At 65.3% G+C, this 18,785-nt stretch carries 17 protein-coding genes; 12 read left to right on the top strand and 5 right to left on the bottom strand.

The annotated features are described in order from the left end of the window. Window positions 1-1,059 (top strand): tRNA (uridine(54)-C5)-methyltransferase TrmA (gene trmA, locus N7333_RS13880; RefSeq protein WP_279858991.1); only part of this gene is annotated, 1,059 nt, incomplete at its 5' end. A 38-nt stretch (window positions 1,060-1,097) separates the two neighbouring features. On the opposite strand, the gene N7333_RS13875 is transcribed toward trmA, so the two are convergent. After that, window positions 1,098-1,481 carry a DUF4345 domain-containing protein gene (locus tag N7333_RS13875; RefSeq protein ID WP_011920987.1) on the bottom strand — a complete coding sequence of 128 codons (384 nt, stop codon included), beginning with the start codon at window positions 1,479-1,481 and terminating at the stop codon, window positions 1,098-1,100. Between the two features lie 129 nt (window positions 1,482-1,610). On the opposite strand from N7333_RS13875, the gene N7333_RS13870 reads away from it, so the two are divergent. Together N7333_RS13870 and N7333_RS13865 are read left to right on the top strand one after the other, a co-directional pair. Next, the gene (locus tag N7333_RS13870; RefSeq protein WP_129482886.1) at window positions 1,611-2,045 is read left to right on the top strand and encodes a DUF411 domain-containing protein; all 435 of its coding nucleotides are present in this window, start codon (window positions 1,611-1,613) and stop codon (window positions 2,043-2,045) included. 37 nt (window positions 2,046-2,082) lie between these two features. Then, on the top strand, window positions 2,083-2,943 hold the full coding sequence (locus tag N7333_RS13865; protein WP_129482885.1) for a neutral zinc metallopeptidase: 861 nt from the start codon (window positions 2,083-2,085) through the stop codon (window positions 2,941-2,943). 9 nt (window positions 2,944-2,952) lie between these two features. Here N7333_RS13865 and N7333_RS13860 read toward each other — a convergent pair whose 3' ends face one another. From N7333_RS13860 to N7333_RS13850, 3 genes are all read right to left on the bottom strand, one after another. Then, window positions 2,953-4,122 carry a multidrug effflux MFS transporter gene (locus N7333_RS13860; RefSeq protein WP_011920984.1) on the bottom strand — a complete coding sequence of 390 codons (1,170 nt, stop codon included), beginning with the start codon at window positions 4,120-4,122 and terminating at the stop codon, window positions 2,953-2,955. Between the two features lie 92 nt (window positions 4,123-4,214). Beyond that, window positions 4,215-7,352 (bottom strand): efflux RND transporter permease subunit, encoded by a 3,138-nt coding sequence (locus N7333_RS13855; protein WP_011920983.1) that lies wholly within the window; start codon window positions 7,350-7,352, stop codon window positions 4,215-4,217. Window positions 7,353-7,357: 5 nt separating this feature from the next. Continuing rightward, complete coding sequence (locus N7333_RS13850) at window positions 7,358-8,509, bottom strand: efflux RND transporter periplasmic adaptor subunit (RefSeq protein ID WP_003242823.1); 1,152 nt, start codon at window positions 8,507-8,509, stop codon at window positions 7,358-7,360. 138 nt (window positions 8,510-8,647) lie between these two features. Here N7333_RS13850 and N7333_RS13845 point away from each other — a divergent pair, with 138 nt between their 5' ends. After that, complete coding sequence (locus N7333_RS13845; RefSeq protein ID WP_003242822.1) at window positions 8,648-9,268, top strand: TetR family transcriptional regulator; 621 nt, start codon at window positions 8,648-8,650, stop codon at window positions 9,266-9,268. Between the two features lie 48 nt (window positions 9,269-9,316). Here N7333_RS13845 and N7333_RS13840 read toward each other — a convergent pair whose 3' ends face one another. Continuing rightward, complete coding sequence (locus N7333_RS13840; protein ID WP_041772807.1) at window positions 9,317-9,514, bottom strand: cation transporter; 198 nt, start codon at window positions 9,512-9,514, stop codon at window positions 9,317-9,319. 138 nt (window positions 9,515-9,652) lie between these two features. Between N7333_RS13840 and N7333_RS13835 the strand changes: the two genes are divergently transcribed. The 8 genes from N7333_RS13835 to N7333_RS13800 all read left to right on the top strand — a co-directional run bounded on the left by N7333_RS13835 (window position 9,653) and on the right by N7333_RS13800 (window position 18,710). Then, complete coding sequence (locus N7333_RS13835; protein ID WP_003242820.1) at window positions 9,653-10,042, top strand: hypothetical protein; 390 nt, start codon at window positions 9,653-9,655, stop codon at window positions 10,040-10,042. A gap of 64 nt (window positions 10,043-10,106) precedes the next feature. After that, window positions 10,107-12,479 carry a heavy metal translocating P-type ATPase gene (locus N7333_RS13830; RefSeq protein ID WP_129482884.1) on the top strand — a complete coding sequence of 791 codons (2,373 nt, stop codon included), beginning with the start codon at window positions 10,107-10,109 and terminating at the stop codon, window positions 12,477-12,479. A 133-nt stretch (window positions 12,480-12,612) separates the two neighbouring features. Further along, the gene (locus N7333_RS13825) at window positions 12,613-14,670 is read left to right on the top strand and encodes a type VI secretion system tip protein VgrG (RefSeq protein WP_129482883.1); all 2,058 of its coding nucleotides are present in this window, start codon (window positions 12,613-12,615) and stop codon (window positions 14,668-14,670) included. Then, on the top strand, window positions 14,667-15,509 hold the full coding sequence (locus N7333_RS13820; RefSeq protein ID WP_129482882.1) for a DUF4123 domain-containing protein: 843 nt from the start codon (window positions 14,667-14,669) through the stop codon (window positions 15,507-15,509). Before N7333_RS13825 ends, N7333_RS13820 begins: the two co-directional genes overlap by 4 nt. Further along, complete coding sequence (locus tag N7333_RS13815; protein ID WP_129482881.1) at window positions 15,506-15,976, top strand: DUF3304 domain-containing protein; 471 nt, start codon at window positions 15,506-15,508, stop codon at window positions 15,974-15,976. Before N7333_RS13820 ends, N7333_RS13815 begins: the two co-directional genes overlap by 4 nt. After that, a complete protein-coding gene (locus N7333_RS13810; protein ID WP_129482880.1) occupies window positions 15,963-16,442 on the top strand; it encodes a DUF3304 domain-containing protein in 480 nt (159 codons plus the stop codon). Before N7333_RS13815 ends, N7333_RS13810 begins: the two co-directional genes overlap by 14 nt. Then, window positions 16,429-16,899 (top strand): DUF3304 domain-containing protein, encoded by a 471-nt coding sequence (locus tag N7333_RS13805; protein ID WP_129482879.1) that lies wholly within the window; start codon window positions 16,429-16,431, stop codon window positions 16,897-16,899. The genes N7333_RS13810 and N7333_RS13805 overlap by 14 nt, the downstream gene beginning before the upstream one ends. Beyond that, on the top strand, window positions 16,896-18,710 hold the full coding sequence (locus N7333_RS13800) for a DUF2235 domain-containing protein (RefSeq protein ID WP_252576730.1): 1,815 nt from the start codon (window positions 16,896-16,898) through the stop codon (window positions 18,708-18,710). The genes N7333_RS13805 and N7333_RS13800 overlap by 4 nt, the downstream gene beginning before the upstream one ends. The last annotated feature ends 75 nt before the right edge of the window (window positions 18,711-18,785 follow it).

Below are 18,785 nucleotides of genomic sequence, written 5' to 3'. Positions count from 1 at the left end.
TACGACGCCCAGCTCGCCGAGAAGAAGCAGCGCCTGATCGAGCTGCTGGCCCCCTTCGCCGCGCCCGAGCCCGAGGTGTTCGATTCGCCGCGCGAGCACTACCGCCTGCGCGCCGAGTTCCGCCTGTGGCGTGAAGACGGCCAGCGCCACTACGCGATGTTCGCGCCGGGCGACAAGCACACGCCGATCCTGCTCGACGACTTCCCCATCGCCAGCCTGCGCATCAACGAGCTGATGCCGCGCCTGCGCGCCGCCTGGCAGGCCAGCGAGGCGCTGTCGTTCAAGCTGTTCCAGGTGGAATTTCTCACTACCCTGGCTGGCGACGCGCTGATCACCCTGGCCTACCATCGCCCGCTGGACGAGGCCTGGCAGGCCGCGGCGGAAAAACTGGCCAGCGAGCTGAACGTCTGCCTGGTCGGCCGCTCGCGTGGCCAGCGCCTGGTGATCGGCCGCGATTACGTGGAAGAGGAACTCACCGTGGCCGGGCGCCGCTTCCGCTATCGCCAGCCGGAAGGTGCCTTCACCCAGCCCAACGGCGCGGTGTGCGAGAAGATGCTGGGCTGGGCGTATGAGGCTCTAGGCGAACGCGATGACGACCTGCTGGAGCTGTATTGCGGCAACGGCAACTTCACCCTGCCGCTGGCCACCCGCGCGCGGCGCGTGCTGGCCACCGAAATCAGCAAGACCTCGGTGAACGCCGCCCTGGCCAACCTGGCTGACAACGGCGTGAACAACGTCGAGCTGGTGCGCCTGTCCGCCGAGGAGCTGACCCAGGCGCTGAACGAGGTGCGCCCGTTCCGCCGCCTGGCCGGCATCGACCTGAAAAGCTACGACTTCGGCAGCGTCTTCGTCGACCCGCCGCGCGCCGGGATGGACCCGGACACCTGCGAGCTGACCCGGCGCTTCGAGCGCATCCTGTACATCTCCTGCAACCCCGAGACCCTGGCCGCCAACATCGCCCAGCTGAGCGACACCCACCAGGTGACGCGCTGCGCCCTGTTCGACCAGTTCCCCTACACCCACCATATGGAAGCGGGTGTATTGCTGGAACGGCGCTGAAGCACCTGCCGTAGCCCGGATGCAATCCGGGCTACGGTTCAGCGTGACAAGCCGCGCAACGCCCACCAGGCCAGGCCGGCCGAGACCACCTCGAGCAGCAGCGCGTAGAGGTTGAAGGTCTGCTGCGTGCCGCCATCGAGCCACAGCCCGGCAATGCGCGCCAGCGCCAGCACGCTGTACAGCAGCACCAGCAGGATCAAGGCCGGACGCAGCAGGTCCTGGCGCATCAGCGCCATCGCCAGGTAGGCCGCCAGCCCCAGTTGCAGCCCTCCGTAGTAGGCCCGGACTTCGGTCACCGCGGCGTTGCTCATCAGCAGCGCGCCGCTGAGGCTGGTCATTTCTTCGGGGCGGATGAAATAGGCCAGCCCCAAGCCGACCAAGGCAGCGATCTGGATCAGCAGGACGATTCGTGCAAGCAGCATCGACGGGTTCCCGGTAGCCAAGGATGCACGCAGCATAGGCCGCCGTCGGTCGCGACGCATAGTCGCAATGGCTTGGGCCATGCCACAGCCGGCGCTATGCTGGGCATTCGTTTTCCCTGGAGCCTTGCCATGCGCCGTTCACTGCTCGCCCTCTTTCTCTTCACCAGCCTGGCCCAGGCCGGCGAAGCCCTGACCATCGACGTGCATCGCGACGCCAACTGCGGCTGCTGCAAGGCCTGGATCGATCATCTGCAGGACAACGGCTTCACCGTCAACGACCATGTCGAGGCCGACATGAGCGCGGTTAAGCAGCGGCTCGGCGTCCCGCCACGTCTGGCGTCCTGTCACACCGGGGTGATCGACGGCAAGTTCGTCGAAGGCCATGTACCGGCCGCCGACATTCTCAAGCTGCGTAAGCGCGTCGACCTGATCGGTGCTGCCGTGCCCGGCATGCCCATGGGCTCGCCCGGCATGGAGTACGGCGACCGTGTCGATGCCTACCAGGTGATCGGCCTGGACAACCAACGCCAGGATGTCGTGCTGAGCGACTATCCGGGCAACTGACCGCACCTACCGCAACGACCGATCAGGGGAGCGAACGATGCGCTGGCAACGCGGCAGACGCAGCGACAACGTGGTGGATGCCCGTGGCCGCACCGGCAGACGCGTGGGCGGCGGCCTGAGCCTGGGCGGCGTCGCCCTGGTGGTCATCGTCAGCCTGATGATGGGCCAGGACCCGCTGCAGATTCTCGGCCAGATCGCCGACCAGGCCACCCAGTCCCAGGTCGGCCCGTCAGGTGGCGTACCGGCCGCCAATGACCAGCAGCGCGAGTTCGTCCGCGCCATTCTCGGCGACACTGAAGACACCTGGCGCGAGCTGTTCCAAAGCGCCGGCCAGCAGTATCGCGACCCGCAGCTGGTGCTGTTTTCCGGCGGCGTGAACTCGGCCTGCGGCTTCGCCAGCTCGGCGGTCGGCCCCTTCTACTGCCCGGGCGATCAGCGGGTCTACCTCGACATGACCTTCTTTCGCGAGATGGAGCAGCGCTTCGCCGCCGCCGGCGACTTCGCCCGGGCCTACGTGATCGCGCATGAGGTCGGCCACCATGTGCAGACCCTGCTCGGCGTCTCGGCCAGGGTTCACGCGGCTCGCCAGCGCGGCGAGCGGGTCGAGGGCGACGGCGGCCTGCTGGTGCGTCAGGAACTGCAGGCCGACTGCCTGGCCGGCGTCTGGGCCCACCATGCCCAGCGCCGCCACGACTGGCTCGAACCCGGCGATCTGGAAGAGGCGCTGAATGCCGCCAGCGCCATCGGCGACGACCGCCTGCAGAAGCGCACGCAAGGCCAGGTGGTACCGGATGCCTTCACCCACGGCACCTCGGAGCAACGCGTGCGCTGGTTCAGCACCGGCTTCGAGACGGGCCAGCCGGGACGCTGCGACACCTTCAAGGCAGCCCGCCTGTAACGCGCCGTATCAGACCACGAAGCGCTTGCTCCAGCAGGCGAAAGCACAGGCGACGCCGCCACACAGGGCGATCACCAGGGCCATCGGCATGGCCGAGCCATCATGCAGGAAGGCCACCAGTGCCGAGGCGCTGGCCGCCACGCTGAACTGCATGCTACCCAGCAGACCCGATGCGCTGCCGGCATGCCGGCCCTGCCCGGCCATGGCACACGCCGTGGCATTGGGCAGCACGCAGCCCAGGCTGGCCACGCAGACGAACAGTGGGATCAGCAGCGGCCACAGCTGCGCCGGCTGCCACAACGCCAGCGCCAGCAGGCACAGGCCGCTGGCCAGATACACCAGCACCATGCGCCGCAGCCACAGCGCCGGGCCGCCGCGCAGCACCAGACGCGCATTGACCTGCGCCATGAGCACGAAGCCCGCCGCGTTGCTGCCGAACAACCAGCCGTAATGCTCGGCCGGCACGCCGTACAGCTCGATGAAGACGAAAGGCGAGCCGGCGATGTAGGCGAACATCCCGGCCATGGCCACACCACCGGCCAGGCTGTAACCCATGAACGGCGCATTGCCGAGCAGGGCCCGGTACTGGCCGAAGGCGCCGCTCAGGGGCGCGGGCTGCAGATGCTGCGGACGGGTTTCCGGCAGCCACAGCAGCACGGCCAGCAGGCACAGGCCGGAGAAGATCGCCAGGCTGTGGAAGATCCAGGGCCAGCCGAGGGTTTTCAGCAGCAGACCACCACCCAGCGGCGCGAGGATAGGCGCCAGGCCCATCACCAGCACCAGTTGCGAGAACACCTTGGCCGAAGCCAGCGGATCGCACAGGTCGCGCACCACTGCGCGGGTAATGACCATGCCGGCGCAGCCGCCCAGGGCCTGCACGAAGCGCGCCCCGATCAGCCATTCCAGGCTCGGCGCCAGGGCGCAGGCCAGCGAGGCCACGGTGAACAGCGCCACCCCCGCCAGCAGCGGCACGCGCCGGCCGTAGCGATCCGCCAGCGGGCCGTAGAACAGCTGACCGATGGCGATGCCGACGAAGTAGGCCGCCAGCGACAGCTGCACATGCTCGACGTCGGTGGCGAACTGCTGCGCCAGGGTGGGGAAACTTGGCAGGTAGAAATCAATGGCCAGCGGGCCGAAGGCGCAGAGCGCGCCGAGAATCAGAAGCGTGCGGAGGTTCATGAGCGTTCCGGGCTATTTGTTAGCCGACTAATCATCTCACCGACCGCACGCTCGACGGAAGGCCGGGCCGCCAGATAGCGGCCCGCCATGTCTCAATGCGCCTCGTCTCCCACCTGCGCCTTGCCGCGACGACTCAGGCGCTGCGCCCCGGTCTCCACCAGCAGGTAGAACATGGGAATGAGGAAGGTGGCCAGCAATGTGGCCGCGAGCATGCCGCCGATCACCCCGGTGCCGATGGAGTGGCGGCTGGCCGAGCCGGCCCCGGAGCTGATTGCCAGCGGCACGCAACCGAGGATGAACGCCAGCGAGGTCATGACGATCGGGCGGAAACGCAGCTTGGCCGCCTCCAGCGCCGAGTCGAAGATACCCTTGCCTTCGGCGCGCAGCAGCACGGCGAACTCGACGATGAGGATGGCGTTCTTCGCCGCCAGACCGATCAGGGTGACCAGGCCGACCTGGAAGTACACATCGTTCTGGATGCCGCGCAGCCACACCGCGAGAATCGCCCCGAACACCGCGAAGGGCACCGCAGTGACCACCGCCAGCGGCAGCGTCCAGCGCTCGTACTGCGCCGCCAGGATCAGGAACACCAGGATCAGGCCGAAGACGAAGGCCTGGGCGCCCGAGCCCTGAGTCGCCAGTTCCTGATAGGCCGAGCCGATCCAGCCCAGGCTGTAGTCCTCGCCGAGCACCTCGTCGGCCACCGCCTGCATGGCCGCCAGCGCCTGCCCCGAGCTGTAGCCGGGCGCCGGGCCGCCGAGTACCTTGGCCGAGGGATAGACGTTGAAACGGTCATAGGAATCCGGCCCGAGGATGCGCCGCACCCGCAGCAGGGTCGACAGCGGCACCAGATCGCCGGTGCTGGAACGGACGTAGACCTGGCCCAGATCCTCCGGTTTGCGGCGGAACTCCGATTCGGACTGCAGGCTGACCTGCCAGGTACGCCCGAAGAGGGTGAAGTCGTTGACGTAGTAACTGCCGAAGGTGGCCTGCATGGCGGTGAACACGTCGCTGACGCTCACGCCGAGCGCGCGGGTCTTGGTGCGATCCAGGTCGATGTAGTACTGCGGCACGTTGGCGCTGAAGGTGCTCTGCACGCCGGCCAGTTCGGGACGCTGGCTGGCAGCCTGGACGAAGGCCTGCACCTTCTCGCCGAGCTGCTCGACGCTGCCACCGGAACGATCCTGAATGTAGGATTCGAAGCCGCCAGTGGTGCTCATGCCGGTGATCGGCGGCGGGTTGAACGACAGCACCAGGCCGTCCTTCTGCGCGGCGCCCATGCCCATGAACTCGTGGGTCAGGTTGCGCGCATCGAGCTCCGGCGTGCGTCGCTCGCTCCAGTCCTTCAGTGGCACGAAGGACACCCCGGCGTTGCTGCGCACGCCGAAGGTGAGCACGTCGAAACCGGCGAAGGTCACCACATCCTCCACCGCCGGGTGCTCCATCAACTGCTGGCTCACCGCACTGCTCAGCGCCTCGGTGCGATTGAGCGAGGCGGCCGGCGGCAGGTAGTAGGCGTTGATCACGTAGCCCTGATCCTCGTCGGGCACCAGCGAGCCGGGCACCCGTGCGAATAGCAGCATGATCAGCGCGATCATGCCGCCGAACAGCAGCAGGCCGACCAGCGAGCGCTTGAGGAAGAAGCGCACCCCGGCGCCGTAGCCCTCGGTGGCCTTGTCGAAGAAGCGGTTGAAGGCGCGGAAGGGCGCCGCCGGCTCATGATGGCCGGGCTTGAGCAACAGGGCGCAGAGTGCGGGCGAAAGGGTCAGGGCGACGATCCCGGAAATCACCACCGACACCGCGATGGTGATCGCGAACTGCTTGTACATCTGCCCGGCCAGGCCACCGAGGAACCCCACCGGCACGAACACCGCGCAGAGCACCAGGACGATGGCGATGATCGGCCCGGTGACCTCCTCCATCGCCTTGATCGACGCCTCACGCGGGCCGAGCCCCTGGGTGCGCATCACCCGCTCGACGTTTTCGATCACCACGATGGCGTCGTCCACCACGATGCCGATGGCCAGCACCATGCCGAACAGGGTCAGCAGGTTGATGGAAAAACCCAGCATGTACATCCCGGCGAAGGTGCCGACCAGCGACACCGGAATGGCCAGCACCGGAATCAGCGTGGCGCGCCAGTTCTGCAGGAAGATGAATACCACCAGCACCACCAGCACCAGCGCCTCGAAGAAGGTGTGGATTACCTCCTCGATGGAGACCTGGACGAACTTGGTGGTGTCGTAGGGAATCTTGTAGGCGATGCCCTCGGGAAAGCGCTTACTCAGGCGCTCCATGGTGCGCTGCACTGCTTCGGCGGTGTCCAGGGCGTTGGCGCCGGGCTGCAGGTAGATGCCGAAGGCGGCGTTCTGCTGGCCGTTCAGGGTGGTGACCAGCGAGTAGTCCTGCGCCCCCAGTTCGACCCGGGCCACGTCCTTGAGCAGCAGGCTGGCGCCGGTGGCATCGGTGCGCAGGATGACGTTCTCGAACTCCTTGGGATCGGTGAAGCGGCCCTGGGTGGTGACCGTGTAGGTGAAGTCCTGCGGCTCCTTGAGCGGCTGCTGGCCGAAGCTGCCGGCGGCGAACTGCGAGTTCTGCTCGCGGATGGCGTTCACCACATCGGTGGGCGTGAGGTTGTACTGCGCCAGCTTGTCCGGGCGCAGCCAGATGCGCATGGAATAGTCCTTGGAGCCGAACTGGCTGGCATCGCCCACGCCGGGCAGGCGCTTGAGCTCGTCGATGACGTTGATCAGGGCGTAGTTGCTGATGAAGATCGGGTCACGCGAGTCATCCGGCGAGTAGAGGGTGATCACCTGGAGAATGTCGGAGGACTTCTTCTCCACCTTCACGCCCTGGCGGCGCACCTCCTCGGGCAGCTTGGCCAGCGCCGCCTGCACCTTGTTGTTGACGTTGATGGTGGCCTGATCGGGGTCGGTACCCACCTCGAAATAAACCGTCAGGCTCATCGCCCCGCTGCTGGACGAGTTGGACAGCTGGTAGATCATGTCCTCGACGCCATTGATCGCCTGCTCCAGCGGCGCCGCCACGGTCTCGGCGATCACCTGCGAACTGGCGCCGGGATAAGCGGCCGAAACCGAGACCTGAGGCGGCAGGATTTCCGGGTACTGGGCGATGGGCAGCGCGCGCATGGCGGCCAGGCCCGCCAGCACGATGACGATGGAGATGACGGTGGCGAATACCGGGCGATCGATGAAGAAGCGCGAGATCATGGCCGTTACTCCTGAGCCGGGGTCTGGGCCGTGGCCGCCTTCGCCTCCTCGACCTGCACCGGGCTGTCCGGACGCACCTTGGCCAGGCCATCGACAATCACCCGCTCACCATCGCTGACCCCGGACAGAAGCAGCCAGCGCCCGCCCGATGTATCGCCCGTGGCGACCTGGCGCATGCGCGCGATGCCCTGATCGTCGACGACGTAGACGAAGGTGCCGCGCGGCCCCTGAGCCACGGCCCGCTCGGGCACAGTGATGGCCTGCGGGCGCGTCAGCCCCTTGACCTTGACGCGCACGAACTGCCCCGGCAGCAGCTTCTGATCGGGGTTGGGCACCACGCCGCGGGCACTGACGGTGCCCGTACCGCGATCGATCAGGCTGTCGGTGAAGTCCACCTCGCCGGGCACCGGATAGGCCGAACCGTCGCCGAAGTGCACCTCCACACTGAGCTTGCCGCTGGCCGGCGGCACCAGGCTGCCCTCGGACAGCTCGCGCCGCAGGCGTTCGGCCTCGGCATCCGGATAGGCGAAATTGACGAAGATCGGGTCGAGCTGGGTGATCTGCGTAAGCAGGCTGGCACTGGGGTCGCCAGCGACGATCAGGCTGCCTTCGGAGACGCTCTCCTTGCTGGTGATGCCGGTGATCGGCGCCTTCACCGTGGTGTAGTCGAGGTCGATCTGGCGCGACTGCACCTCGGCCTGGGCCGCCTCGATATTGGCCTTGCTCTGCTCGAAGTTGGACACCGCATTGTCCAGCTCGCTCTCGCTGGCGAAGCCCTTCTTCTGCAGTTCACGGATGCGCTTGAGGTCGCGGTCGGTCTGTCGGAAACGCGCCTGCTCCTGCGCCAGCGCGCCCTTGGCACGAGCCAGGGCGGCCTCGTAGGGGCGCGGGTCGATGCGAAACAGCACCTGATCCTTCTGCACCCGGCTGCCTTCCTGATAGGTGCGTTCCTGCAGGATGCCGCCGACCTGCGCGCGTACCTGCACCTCGCGATAGCCCGTGGTGCGGGCCGGGTACTCCAGCACGATCGGCAATTCGCCGGCCACCACGCGCTCCACCGTCACCGCGGCTGGCGGCGCATCGGCAGCCAGTGCAACCGACGACAACAGAGCTAGATTGAAGGGCAGGCAGCAACGCAGCAGACGAACGAGCGGCATGGGGAACTCCTCTCCTTGGCGACACGCACTGCAGAAGAGGCGCAACGGACCGGACGGTCACGCTGCGCCACCAGCTGGCAGGGTAAAATCGGTACACTCGGCACCAAAAAAAGCCTAGCTTCAATTAACCGGAGCGCCATGCGTAGAACCAAAGAAGATGCGGAGAAAACCCGCTGCGCCATCCTCGCCGCAGCGGAGCAGTTGTTTCTCGAACAGGGGGTGGCCCATACCAGCCTGGAGCAGCTGGCACGACGCGCCGGCGTGACGCGCGGCGCCATCTACTGGCACTTTCAGAACAAGGCGCACCTGTTTCACGAAATGCTCAACCAGGTGCGCCTGCCGCTGGAGCCGCTGGCCGAGCAGCTGGAGGCGGCCGACAGCCTTGTCTCTCTGCAGATGCTGCGCGATCTGTGCGTCGAGGCCATGGCCAACCTGGTGCAGGACGAGCAACGCCGGCGCATCTTCACCATCCTGTTGCGGCGCTGCGAGTTCACCGAAGAGCTGCGTGAAGCCGAGGAGCGTCACGAAGCCTTCATCAATCAGTTCATCGACCTGTGCGAACGCCAGTTCGCCCAGGAGGCGGTGCAGCCCCTGCTGCAGCCGGGCATCACCCCTCGCCTGGCGGCGCGCACCCTGCATGCGCTGATCGTCGGCCTGTTCAGCGACTGGCTGCGCGACCCCAATCTGTTCGATCCGCAGCTCGACACCCCGGCAATGGTCGACAGCTGCTTCAGGGGGCTGCTGACAGCCTGGACATAGCATCGCCATGGAGCCCTGCGCTCGGCAGGGCTCCGGGCCGAAGGGTGCTCAGGCTGGCTGCGCCTCGTAGCCCTCTTCGCGAATCGCCGCCAGCAACTGCTCCTGACTCAGCCGGCTGGCCACCCGCACTTCACCGCTCGCCAGCTCGACCTGTACTTCGGCCGCCGCATCCAGCGCCCTGATCGCTTCGCCGATGGCCCGCACGCAGTGCCCGCAGGACATGCCACTCACCTTGAAAATCTGCATCTGCCAACTCCTTGAGGTTGATTTGCCTGCAGCCAGTCTCAAGCTTGCCACCATGGCAAGGTCAAGCCCCTGGCCTGGATCACTTGCTCATCCCACCATATCGGCCAAGCTCTGTAGACCACCGAAGGGAGAGTCGCCATGCGCCCCGTTCTGTTGCTCGCCGCCCTGCTGAGCCCGACGCTCGCCGCCCAACCCCTGGCCCCGCTGCCTACCACGACCCAAGGCGAAGGCTATGCGGTGCTGATCGTCTCGCGCGAGCGTCTCGAGGTGGCCACCACCTGCGAGGTGGCGCTGTATCTGTATGACCAGATGGCCGCACGTCTGCACCAGGGCCAGTCGGTGGCGTTCAACCTGCCACCGGGCAAGGTCTCGTTGCGCCTCGGCCTGACCGGCAGCGGCTCCTGCGAGGGCGGGATCGCCCAGCTCAATGGCGAGGCGCTGGACCTGTACGCAGGCGAGGTCCGGCGTTATCGCATCGCCATGGACAGCAGCGGCCTGCGACTGCATGCCGCGCCGCCCTCGCACTGAAGGCTTGACCTTGCCATGGGGTCAAGGTTGATCCTGTAGCCATGCCGTTACAGGGAGCCCGACCATGACCACCTTCGACCTGCCGATCCAGGGCATGACCTGCGCCAGTTGCGCCGGACGTGTCGAACGCGCACTGCGCAAGCTGCCACAGGTGACCAGCGCCAGCGTCAACCTGGCCAGCGAGCAGGCACGCGTCGAAGCGCCGGGCGCCAGCCTGACGCAGCTGATCGCCGCCATCGAGGACGCAGGCTACGCCGTACCCAGCCAGCCGCTGGAACTGGGCATCGAGGGCATGACCTGCGCCAGCTGCGTCGGCCGTATCGAACGCGCCCTGCACAAGGTGCCCGGCATCCGCCAGGTGGCGGTCAACCTGGCCGACGAGAAGGCTCACCTGCAGGTGCTCGCCGGTTTCGATCCGCAGCAGGCCGTGAAGGCCGTGGTCGCTGCCGGATACAAAGCCACCCTGCCCGACGCTCGCCCGAGCACCGACGACGCACACCGTCGCCTGCGCCGCGAGCGCCTGACACTGCTGGCGGCCATTGCCCTGACCCTGCCGCTGGTGCTGCCGATGCTGGTGGAGCCCTTCGGCCTGCACTGGATGCTGCCGGCCTGGCTGCAGTTCCTGCTCGCCACGCCGGTGCAGTTCATCTTCGGCGCACGCTTCTATCGCGCCGCCTGGCAGGCGCTCAAGGCGCGTGCCGGCAACATGGATCAACTGGTGGCCATCGGCACCAGCGCCGGCTACGGCCTGAGCCTGTATCAATGGGCCGTAACGCCGCCTGGCGGCATGCCGCACCTGTATTTCGAGGCCTCGGCGGTGATCATCAGCCTGATCCTGCTCGGCAAGTACCTGGAAAGCCGCGCCAAACGCCAGACCGCCAGCGCCATCCGCGCCCTGCAGGCGCTGCGCCCGGATCGCGCCGTGCGCCTGATCGACGGCCGCGAGGAAAACGTGGCCATCGAGGCCCTGGCGCTCGGCGACCAGGTGCTGGTCAAACCGGGCGAACGCTTTCCGGTGGACGGGCGCGTGACGGAGGGACACAGCCACGCCGACGAGGCACTGATCAGCGGCGAAAGCCTGCCGGTGGCCAAGCAGCCGGGCGACAAGGTCACCGCCGGCGCCATCAACGGTGAAGGCCGCCTGCTGGTGGAAACCACCGCCCTGGGCGCGGAAACCGTGCTGGCACGCATCATCCGCCTGGTGGAAGACGCCCAGGCGGCCAAGGCGCCGATCCAGAAGCTGGTGGACAAGGTTAGCCAGGTCTTCGTCCCGGCGGTGCTGCTGGTCGCCCTGGCCACCTTGCTCGGCTGGCTGGCATTCGGCGCGCCACTGGAAAACGCCCTGCTCAACGCCGTGGCGGTGCTGGTGATCGCCTGCCCCTGCGCGCTGGGCCTGGCCACGCCGACCGCGATCATGGCCGGCACCGGCGTCGCCGCGCGCCACGGCATCCTGATCAAGGACGCCGAAGCGCTGGAAGTGGCCCACGCCGTCGACACCATCGCCTTCGACAAGACCGGTACCCTCACCGAAGGCAAGCCGCGCATCGTCCATATCGGCCTGGCCGAGGCCAGCGAGGACGAACTGCTGCGCCTGGCCGGCGGCCTGCAGCAGGGCAGCGAGCATCCCCTGGCCAAGGCCGTGCTGCAACGTTGCGCCGAACGACAGATCGCCCTGCCCGCGCTCAGCGACAGCCGCGCCCTGCCCGGCCGCGGTATCGCCGGTACGGTGAGTGGCCGTGCGCTGCAGTTGGGCAGCCATCGCCTACTCGACGAGCTGCACCTGCCAAGCGGCCCGCTGGCCGAATACGCCCGCTCATGGGAGGCCGAAGGCCGCACCCTGTCCTGGCTGATCGAAACCGGCGAGACGCCGCGTCTGCTGGGCCTGCTGGCCTTCGGTGACACGCTCAAGGACGGCGCCGTGCAAGCCATCGCCAAGTTGCGCGAACAGGGCATCGGCAGCCACCTGATCAGCGGGGACAACCCGGGCAGCGTCGCCGCCGTTGCCGACGCACTGGGCATCGATCAGCCCCACGCCCAGGTGCTGCCGGCAGACAAGGCGCGCCTGATCGGCGAACTGCGCCAGCACGGCACCGTGGCCATGGTCGGCGACGGCATCAACGACGCCCCCGCACTGGCCGCCGCGGATGTCGGCATCGCCATGGGCGGCGGCACCGATGCCGCCATGCACGCGGCCGGCATCACCCTGATGCGCGGCGACCCGCGCCTGGTGCCCGCCGCGCTGGAAATCAGCCGACGCACCTACGCCAAGATCCGCCAGAACCTGTTCTGGGCCTTCATCTATAACCTGGTCGGCATTCCCCTGGCCGCAGCCGGCCTGCTCAACCCCATGCTCGCCGGCGCCGCCATGGCGCTGTCCAGCATCAGCGTGGTGAGCAACGCCCTGTTGCTGACCCGCTGGAAACCGCAAGACCTCTAGCAAGGGAGCGAGCCCGGACGCCTCGGCGCTTTTTTCATGACCCGGTGCATAGTATGGGAATGCCATCATTGAACCGAGACGCCGCGTCCGGCACCCTTCAGGCCTCGCCCAACTCAAGGATGGAGGCCACGGCATGCTGGATGCCAACCAGGCGCATATCACCCTCGCCATTCCCGCCGTCGACAACGACCTGCAGGTACTGAGCTTCGAGGGGCGCGAAGCGCTCAACAAGCCCTACCGTTTCGATATCGAGCTGGTCAGCCAGCGCGCCGATCTCGACCTCGACGCGCTGATCAACCAGACCGCCTACCTGACCTTCGGCCCCTCCGGCAAGGGTGTGCATGGCGTGGTCTACGCCATCGAACAGGGCGACTCGGGCAAGCGCCTGACGCGCTACCGCATCAGCCTGCGGCCTCAGCTCGCCTATCTGGCTCATCGCCACAACCAGCGCATCTTCCAGCACCTCACCGTGCCGCAGATCATCGGCCAGATCCTCGAAGAGCACGGCATCCAGAGCGACGCCTATCAGTTCCAGCTCGGCTACCTCTACCCCGAACGCGACTACTGCGTGCAGTACGACGAGAGTGACCTGCACTTCATCCAGCGCCTGTGCGAGGAAGAAGGCATCAGCTTCCATTTCCAGCACAGCGAAGACAGCCACCGCCTGGTGTTCGGCGACGACGCCAGCGTCTTCCCCAAGCTCGATCCGCTGAATTACCAGCAAGGCAGCGGTCTGGCCGCCGATCACGAAGTGGTACGCGCCTTCGGCGTGCGCCTGGAAACCCGCAGCACCCATGCCACCTGGCGCGACTACGACTTCGAGCAGCCCAAACTGAGGATGGAGGCGGACTACCGCAGCGAGTTCAGCCCGGCGCTGGAAGTCTACGACTACCCTGGTCGCTTTACCGACCGCACACGCGGCAAGCACCTGGCCAAACGCAGCCTGGAGCGCCTGCGCAGCGACTACGAACTGGCCGAAGGCGAGAGCGATGCGTACCTGATCAGCGGCCACTTCCTCGCCCTGGCCGGCCACCCGCGCCAGCAGTGGAATGACCTGTGGCTACTCGATGAAGTGATTCACGAAGGCAAGCAGCCGCAGGTGCTGGAGGAGTCGGTCACCAGCAACACCCTGCCCGGCGATGGCTTCCAGCAGGGCTACCGCAACCGCTTCACCGCCACGCCCTGGGACATTCCCTACCGCCCGGCGCTCGAACATCGCAAACCCAAGGTACTGGGTAGCCAGACGGCCGTGGTCACCGGTCCGGCTGGCGAGGAAATCCACTGCGACCAGTACGGCCGGGTGAAGGTGCAGTTCCATTGGGACCGCGAAGGCCTGGGCAACGACACCACCAGTTGCTGGCTGCGCGTGGCCTCCAACTGGGCCGGCAAGGCCTACGGCGGCATCGCCATTCCCCGGGTGGGCATGGAAGTGCTGGTCACCTTCCTCGAAGGCGACCCCGACCAGCCGCTGATCACCGGCTGCCTGTACCACGCCGAGCACGTCGTGCCCTACGACCTGCCGGCGAACAAGACCCGCAGCGTGTTCAAGACCCTGAGCAGCCCCGGCGGTGGCGGCTACAACGAATTTCGCATCGAAGACCGCAAGGGCGCCGAGCAAATCTACATCCACGCCCAGCGCGACTGGGACGAGAACATTGAGCACAACCAGAAGATCCGCGTCGGCAACGAGCGCCACGATACGGTCGAAGCCAACAGCTACACCGAGCTTAAGGCCGAAGAACACCGCACCACCGACCTCGACCGCAAAGTGGAAGTGCGCGCCAACGACCACCTCACCGTCGCCGTCACCCAGCACAACAGGATCGGCACCGGCCAGTTCATCGAAGCCGGCAACGAGATTCACTACAACGCCGGCAGCAAGGTGGTGATCGACGCCGGCATGGAACTCACGGCTTCTGGCGGCGGCAGCTTCCTCAAGCTCGACCCGAGCGGCGTGACCCTGAGCGGGGCGACGATCAAGATGAATTCGGGGGGTGGGCCGGGTAGAGGGTCGGGGTTGAAGATTTTGATGCCGGTGATACCGGGGATGGCCGATAGCGACCAAGCGGGCAGTTTGCTCGAACGCGTCACGGCCGGAAAAAAGTTAACGCCCCCCAAGGGCATCTGCCTCGAATGCCTGCGCAAAGCCATGCGCGAAGGTAACGCAATCCTGGCAGGAATCTCGATATGAATGATCTGGACGTCTCGCGCAGTGACTGGGAACAGGCGCTGGCCGCTAGCCATAGCCTGACCATGGTGGTGGAGCTTGGCCTCCTCTCCACCGATGCCCGCCAAGCGCTGCTGGCCGAGCATAGTATCTGGCCGTTGCTGCACCAGGCAGACATGGAGCATCTGCGCTACGAAGGCCCGGCAATGGTCGAACTGAGTGGCCAACCGTTCAGCGCCTTGCAAGAACAATACGAACGGCTCGCACCCGCTGCCCGGCATGGCTGGCTGAGTAGCCGCCTGAGCATGCTGCAGTTGCAGCAACACCTGGGCGATGCCCTCGCCTGCCGCGACATCGATGGCGACACGCTGCTGATACGCAGCTACGCGCGCAACGTGCTGCCCGTCCTTCATGCACGCCAGGAACAACCCTGGCACGCCTGGCTATTCGGGCCCATCGAACACTGGTGGCTACCGAGCGCCCAGGGCTGGCAGCGCTTCGAGGGCCTGGCGCAAGGCAGCGTGCCTGCCTATCACCCCATCGAACTCGACCAGGCGCTGGTCGAAGCGCTGGGTGTCGATCTGCATGCCCAGGCGCTGGTGGAGGAGTTGCAACAGCATGCCCCGCAGGTATTTCTCAGCGACTGCCATGGCGAGCGCCTGGATCAGGTAAGCCAGGCACTATCGCACGCTCGAGAAGCAGGCTTGAGCCAGCAGTCGGATCAAGCCTTCCACGCGCTCTACAGCTTGATGAGTGGCCAATCGTTAAGCCTGCATCCCGATTGGCCATTGATGCTGCAGCGCGTGGAGCATGAGGGGCTGGCCCTCGCCAACGCGCTCGCCGAGCGGGACGAACAGGGATGAAGTGGGCGCCATCATCGCCACACAAAAGCCTGATCGGTTTGTTGCTAGTGGGGGCGTTACTGCTGGTTTGTATGGCTTGGGCTTACCGGCAAATGCCCGGCGCAACTCTGTACGTACACAACCACACCGACCGCCCCATCTTCAGCTACGCCGTCAACGAAGCCTGGGGTGGAAATGCATCGGCTTTTGGCGGAGGAGGTGCCGCCTGCTGCTCACGTATCGAGGGTGATGTGCTGAGCGTGCAATGGATCAAGAGCACCACCCAAGCCCAGTACGATGCTGGGCTGCGTGAGGAAACCATCACCCGGCAAGTACCCAGCCCGCCCCGCACCCGGCAAGACAATTACCTGCATGTGCATTTCTTTCCGGGGGATCAGGTACGTCTGTTCTGGAGCCCCACCCCAGGCAGCCCTTACAAGGCACTAAAGGAAGCCCCCGAACAAGAGATGGCAGATGAACCCCGTTGATCAAGGGCTCCGCCGCTGGCGGGCCTTGCCGGCCTCAGCCAGATCGCTGATCAAACTGCTGCTGCCGATAGTGTTAGTGCTCACCTACGTAGCCTGGGTTTACACCCGCATGCCCGGCGCCATTCTGTATGGACACAACCATACGGATCGCCCTGTCTTCAGCTATTTCGTTAACGAGGCCTGGGGTGGCAATGGTGGGGCCGTATGCTGCACGCGTATCGAAGGCGATGTGCTGACAGTGCAATGGATCAAGAGCACCACCCAAGCTCAGTACGAGGCTGGGCTGCGGGAGGAAACCATCACCCGGCGAGTGCCCAACCCGCCTCGTACCCGGCAAGACAAGTACCTGCATGTGCACTTCTTCCCCGGTGATCAAGTCCGTCTGTTCTGGAGCGCCAATCTGGACAGTCTTTACGAAAACTTCAAGGAAGCACCCGAACAGGAGGTAGCAGATGAACCGCATTAATAAAGGGCTCCGCCGCTGGCGTGCCTTGCCGGCCTCGGCCAGATCGCTGATCAAATTGTTGCTGCCGGTAGCGCTGGTGCTCACCTATGCAGCCTGGGCTTACACCCGTATGCCCGGCGCCATTCTGTATGGACACAACCATACGGATAGACCTGTCTTCAGCTATTTCGTCAACGAGGCCTGGGGTGGCAATGGTGGGGCCGTATGCTGCGCGCGTATCGAAGGCGATGTGCTGACAGTGCAGTGGATCAAGGGACGCACCGGGGAACAGGTTCGCCAGGGCGTTGAAAAAGAGACCATCACCCGGCAAGTGCCCAACCCGCACCGCACCCGGCAAGACAAGTATCTGCATGTGCACTTTTTTCCGGGGGATCAGGTGCGTCTGTTCTGGAGCCCCAATCTGGACAGCCCTTATGAAAACCTCAAGGAAGCACCCAAGGAAGGTACTACGCCATGAGCAACACCATTGCCGAACAGGCAGCGGCCATGTCCGCACGCTGCAACCCTGCGCAACGCAGCTCGCATATCGCGCCCTGTGAACATACCTTGAGGATCGGTTTTTTCTTCGACGGCTTCGGGCGTCACCGCATCAAGGATATGCAAACGGGGCGGGTCAGTAACATCGCTAAACTGTTCCTTGTACATAAGTTTGATCAACCCAATCAGCCTCAGGATCCACTCTTTTCATATAGAAAATTCTATGCATCCGGCCTGGGTGAGGATTTTTCCGCTGACTTGAATCTAATCGCCAATAGTGGACTAGCTAGCTTCGAGTCGACGGCCAGCGATATACCGGCTGACGCGGTCAAGGATGAGGCCATCGAGACTGCTAAGGATATCCTCGATGCCAAACGCAGTTGGTGGGAACGCATCAGCCGAGACCTCAAGGCCTTTCTGCAAAAGCCTGTCAAGGCGGGGAAGTTGCTCCAGGGAGCTTTAATCGATGCCAGCGTCGAGCTATTGGCTCCTGTGCGTGATAACGCCTTCGTAGCCGAGCTGTTGAAGACCGGCGCTGATACGCGTATCGAGGGCGCAATTGATTTCATCAATGACGCAATAGGCAAGATCGAGGCACAAACCGGTCGCCCCCTTCTCAAACGGATCGAATTGACCGTCTATGGCTTCGATTACGGCGCCACTTTGGCACGCGCCTTCCTGCATGAACTGCTAAGCCGTGAGCCGCAACCCGCCGACGGCACTTACCGCTATCAGGGCAAGACGCTGACTATCCTCTTTGCTGGGCTCTTCGATGGTGTTGACCGCAGCCATGTCGACCTTCCTTACCTGCCCTTGCCCGTGCGCACCGTGCTGGACGATGGCGGCCCCTTGCCCGAGCACGTCAAGCAGGCGTTGCATCTGGTGGCGGCCCATGAACGTCGCTTCTACCGCCGTGCTCGCCTGCTTGGCAGCAGCAAGGCCAACTGGCGGGAGAAATGGATGCCCGGCGTTAGCGAGGATATCGGCGGCAGCCTGCTCCCCGGGGAGCAGAAGCCCAGTGCCGAACTGGCCCTGGTGAGCCTGCATGAGATGTATCACGCCGCGCGCAGAGCGGGGGCGCCATTTCCTTCGTTGGATCAGCTGTATGAAATCGATGCGGATACTGCCTCTCTCTTTATCTTCAACGATCACTTCGAGCAGGCCAGCGCCAAAGGGCTGAGCCGCCATTATGAGCGCGAGGCGCAAACCAGCATCGCCGAATTGAAGAGCGTCAAGCCCTTCTATGCCGTCGCCCCCATGCGCCCGCAGGAGTTGCTCTTCGCCGCCCATATGCGTCTGTACATCCGCTGGCTGGCCGCGCTGTGGAGGCCCTACCAGGAACGCCTGCGACAACTGGCAGAAGAGGAAGAGCGCCTGCGCATCAGTGCACTGGGCAGCATGAGCGGCATGCTTGGTATCTCTCGCGAAACTGCGGCGCAACGTGATGACCGTACACAGCGCCTGCAAGCCATCACCGACGAGCGCGCCAGGCTACGGGATGACTTCGGCTGGCTGGAAGAGGTCGATGAAGAGGCCAATGACATGCGCCTGGCCCTGAACAATCCCAAGCTGGGCTGGCGCGCAGCGGGTACGCGGGAGCAGGCCGATATCTGGCTGGTACTGCTGTCGGAATGGTTCGACAAGAACCCCAGAGAAGTCAGTGAGTCCGTGCATCGCTTCTTCGGACACTTCGTCCATGATCGACTCGTGTTCAGCGTCGCGCAGCGCTCAGCACAGCAGTTTCAAGGGCAGAGCTTCTTTGCGTTGCGCGGATTCGATGTGGCTTCGTGATCACGATGTTCGCCATCCCGGGTTGCTGACCTAGCCGGAGAGTGTCTCTACCACCGACTGCACCCACCACTGGCT

It is taken from the genome of Pseudomonas sp. GD04158 (genome assembly GCF_029834875.1).
Classification (GTDB): domain Bacteria; phylum Pseudomonadota; class Gammaproteobacteria; order Pseudomonadales; family Pseudomonadaceae; genus Aquipseudomonas; species Aquipseudomonas hydrolytica.
This window is presented reverse-complemented; position numbering and strand designations above follow the sequence as displayed.

Coding starts and splice junctions, on each gene's coding strand:
- N7333_RS13815 (WP_129482881.1), top strand. CDS start 15,506: ATGAAGTGGGCGCCATCATCGCCACACAAAAGCCTGATCGGTTTGTTG.
- N7333_RS13835 (WP_003242820.1), top strand. CDS start 9,653: ATGCGCCCCGTTCTGTTGCTCGCCGCCCTGCTGAGCCCGACGCTCGCC.
- N7333_RS13875 (WP_011920987.1), bottom strand. CDS start 1,481: ATGCTGCTTGCACGAATCGTCCTGCTGATCCAGATCGCTGCCTTGGTC.
- N7333_RS13865 (WP_129482885.1), top strand. CDS start 2,083: ATGCGCTGGCAACGCGGCAGACGCAGCGACAACGTGGTGGATGCCCGT.
- N7333_RS13825 (WP_129482883.1), top strand. CDS start 12,613: ATGCTGGATGCCAACCAGGCGCATATCACCCTCGCCATTCCCGCCGTC.
- N7333_RS13830 (WP_129482884.1), top strand. CDS start 10,107: ATGACCACCTTCGACCTGCCGATCCAGGGCATGACCTGCGCCAGTTGC.
- N7333_RS13805 (WP_129482879.1), top strand. CDS start 16,429: ATGAACCGCATTAATAAAGGGCTCCGCCGCTGGCGTGCCTTGCCGGCC.
- N7333_RS13810 (WP_129482880.1), top strand. CDS start 15,963: ATGAACCCCGTTGATCAAGGGCTCCGCCGCTGGCGGGCCTTGCCGGCC.
- N7333_RS13850 (WP_003242823.1), bottom strand. CDS start 8,509: ATGCCGCTCGTTCGTCTGCTGCGTTGCTGCCTGCCCTTCAATCTAGCT.
- N7333_RS13800 (WP_252576730.1), top strand. CDS start 16,896: ATGAGCAACACCATTGCCGAACAGGCAGCGGCCATGTCCGCACGCTGC.
- N7333_RS13855 (WP_011920983.1), bottom strand. CDS start 7,352: ATGATCTCGCGCTTCTTCATCGATCGCCCGGTATTCGCCACCGTCATC.
- N7333_RS13870 (WP_129482886.1), top strand. CDS start 1,611: ATGCGCCGTTCACTGCTCGCCCTCTTTCTCTTCACCAGCCTGGCCCAG.
- N7333_RS13820 (WP_129482882.1), top strand. CDS start 14,667: ATGAATGATCTGGACGTCTCGCGCAGTGACTGGGAACAGGCGCTGGCC.
- N7333_RS13860 (WP_011920984.1), bottom strand. CDS start 4,122: ATGAACCTCCGCACGCTTCTGATTCTCGGCGCGCTCTGCGCCTTCGGC.
- N7333_RS13845 (WP_003242822.1), top strand. CDS start 8,648: ATGCGTAGAACCAAAGAAGATGCGGAGAAAACCCGCTGCGCCATCCTC.
- N7333_RS13840 (WP_041772807.1), bottom strand. CDS start 9,514: ATGCAGATTTTCAAGGTGAGTGGCATGTCCTGCGGGCACTGCGTGCGG.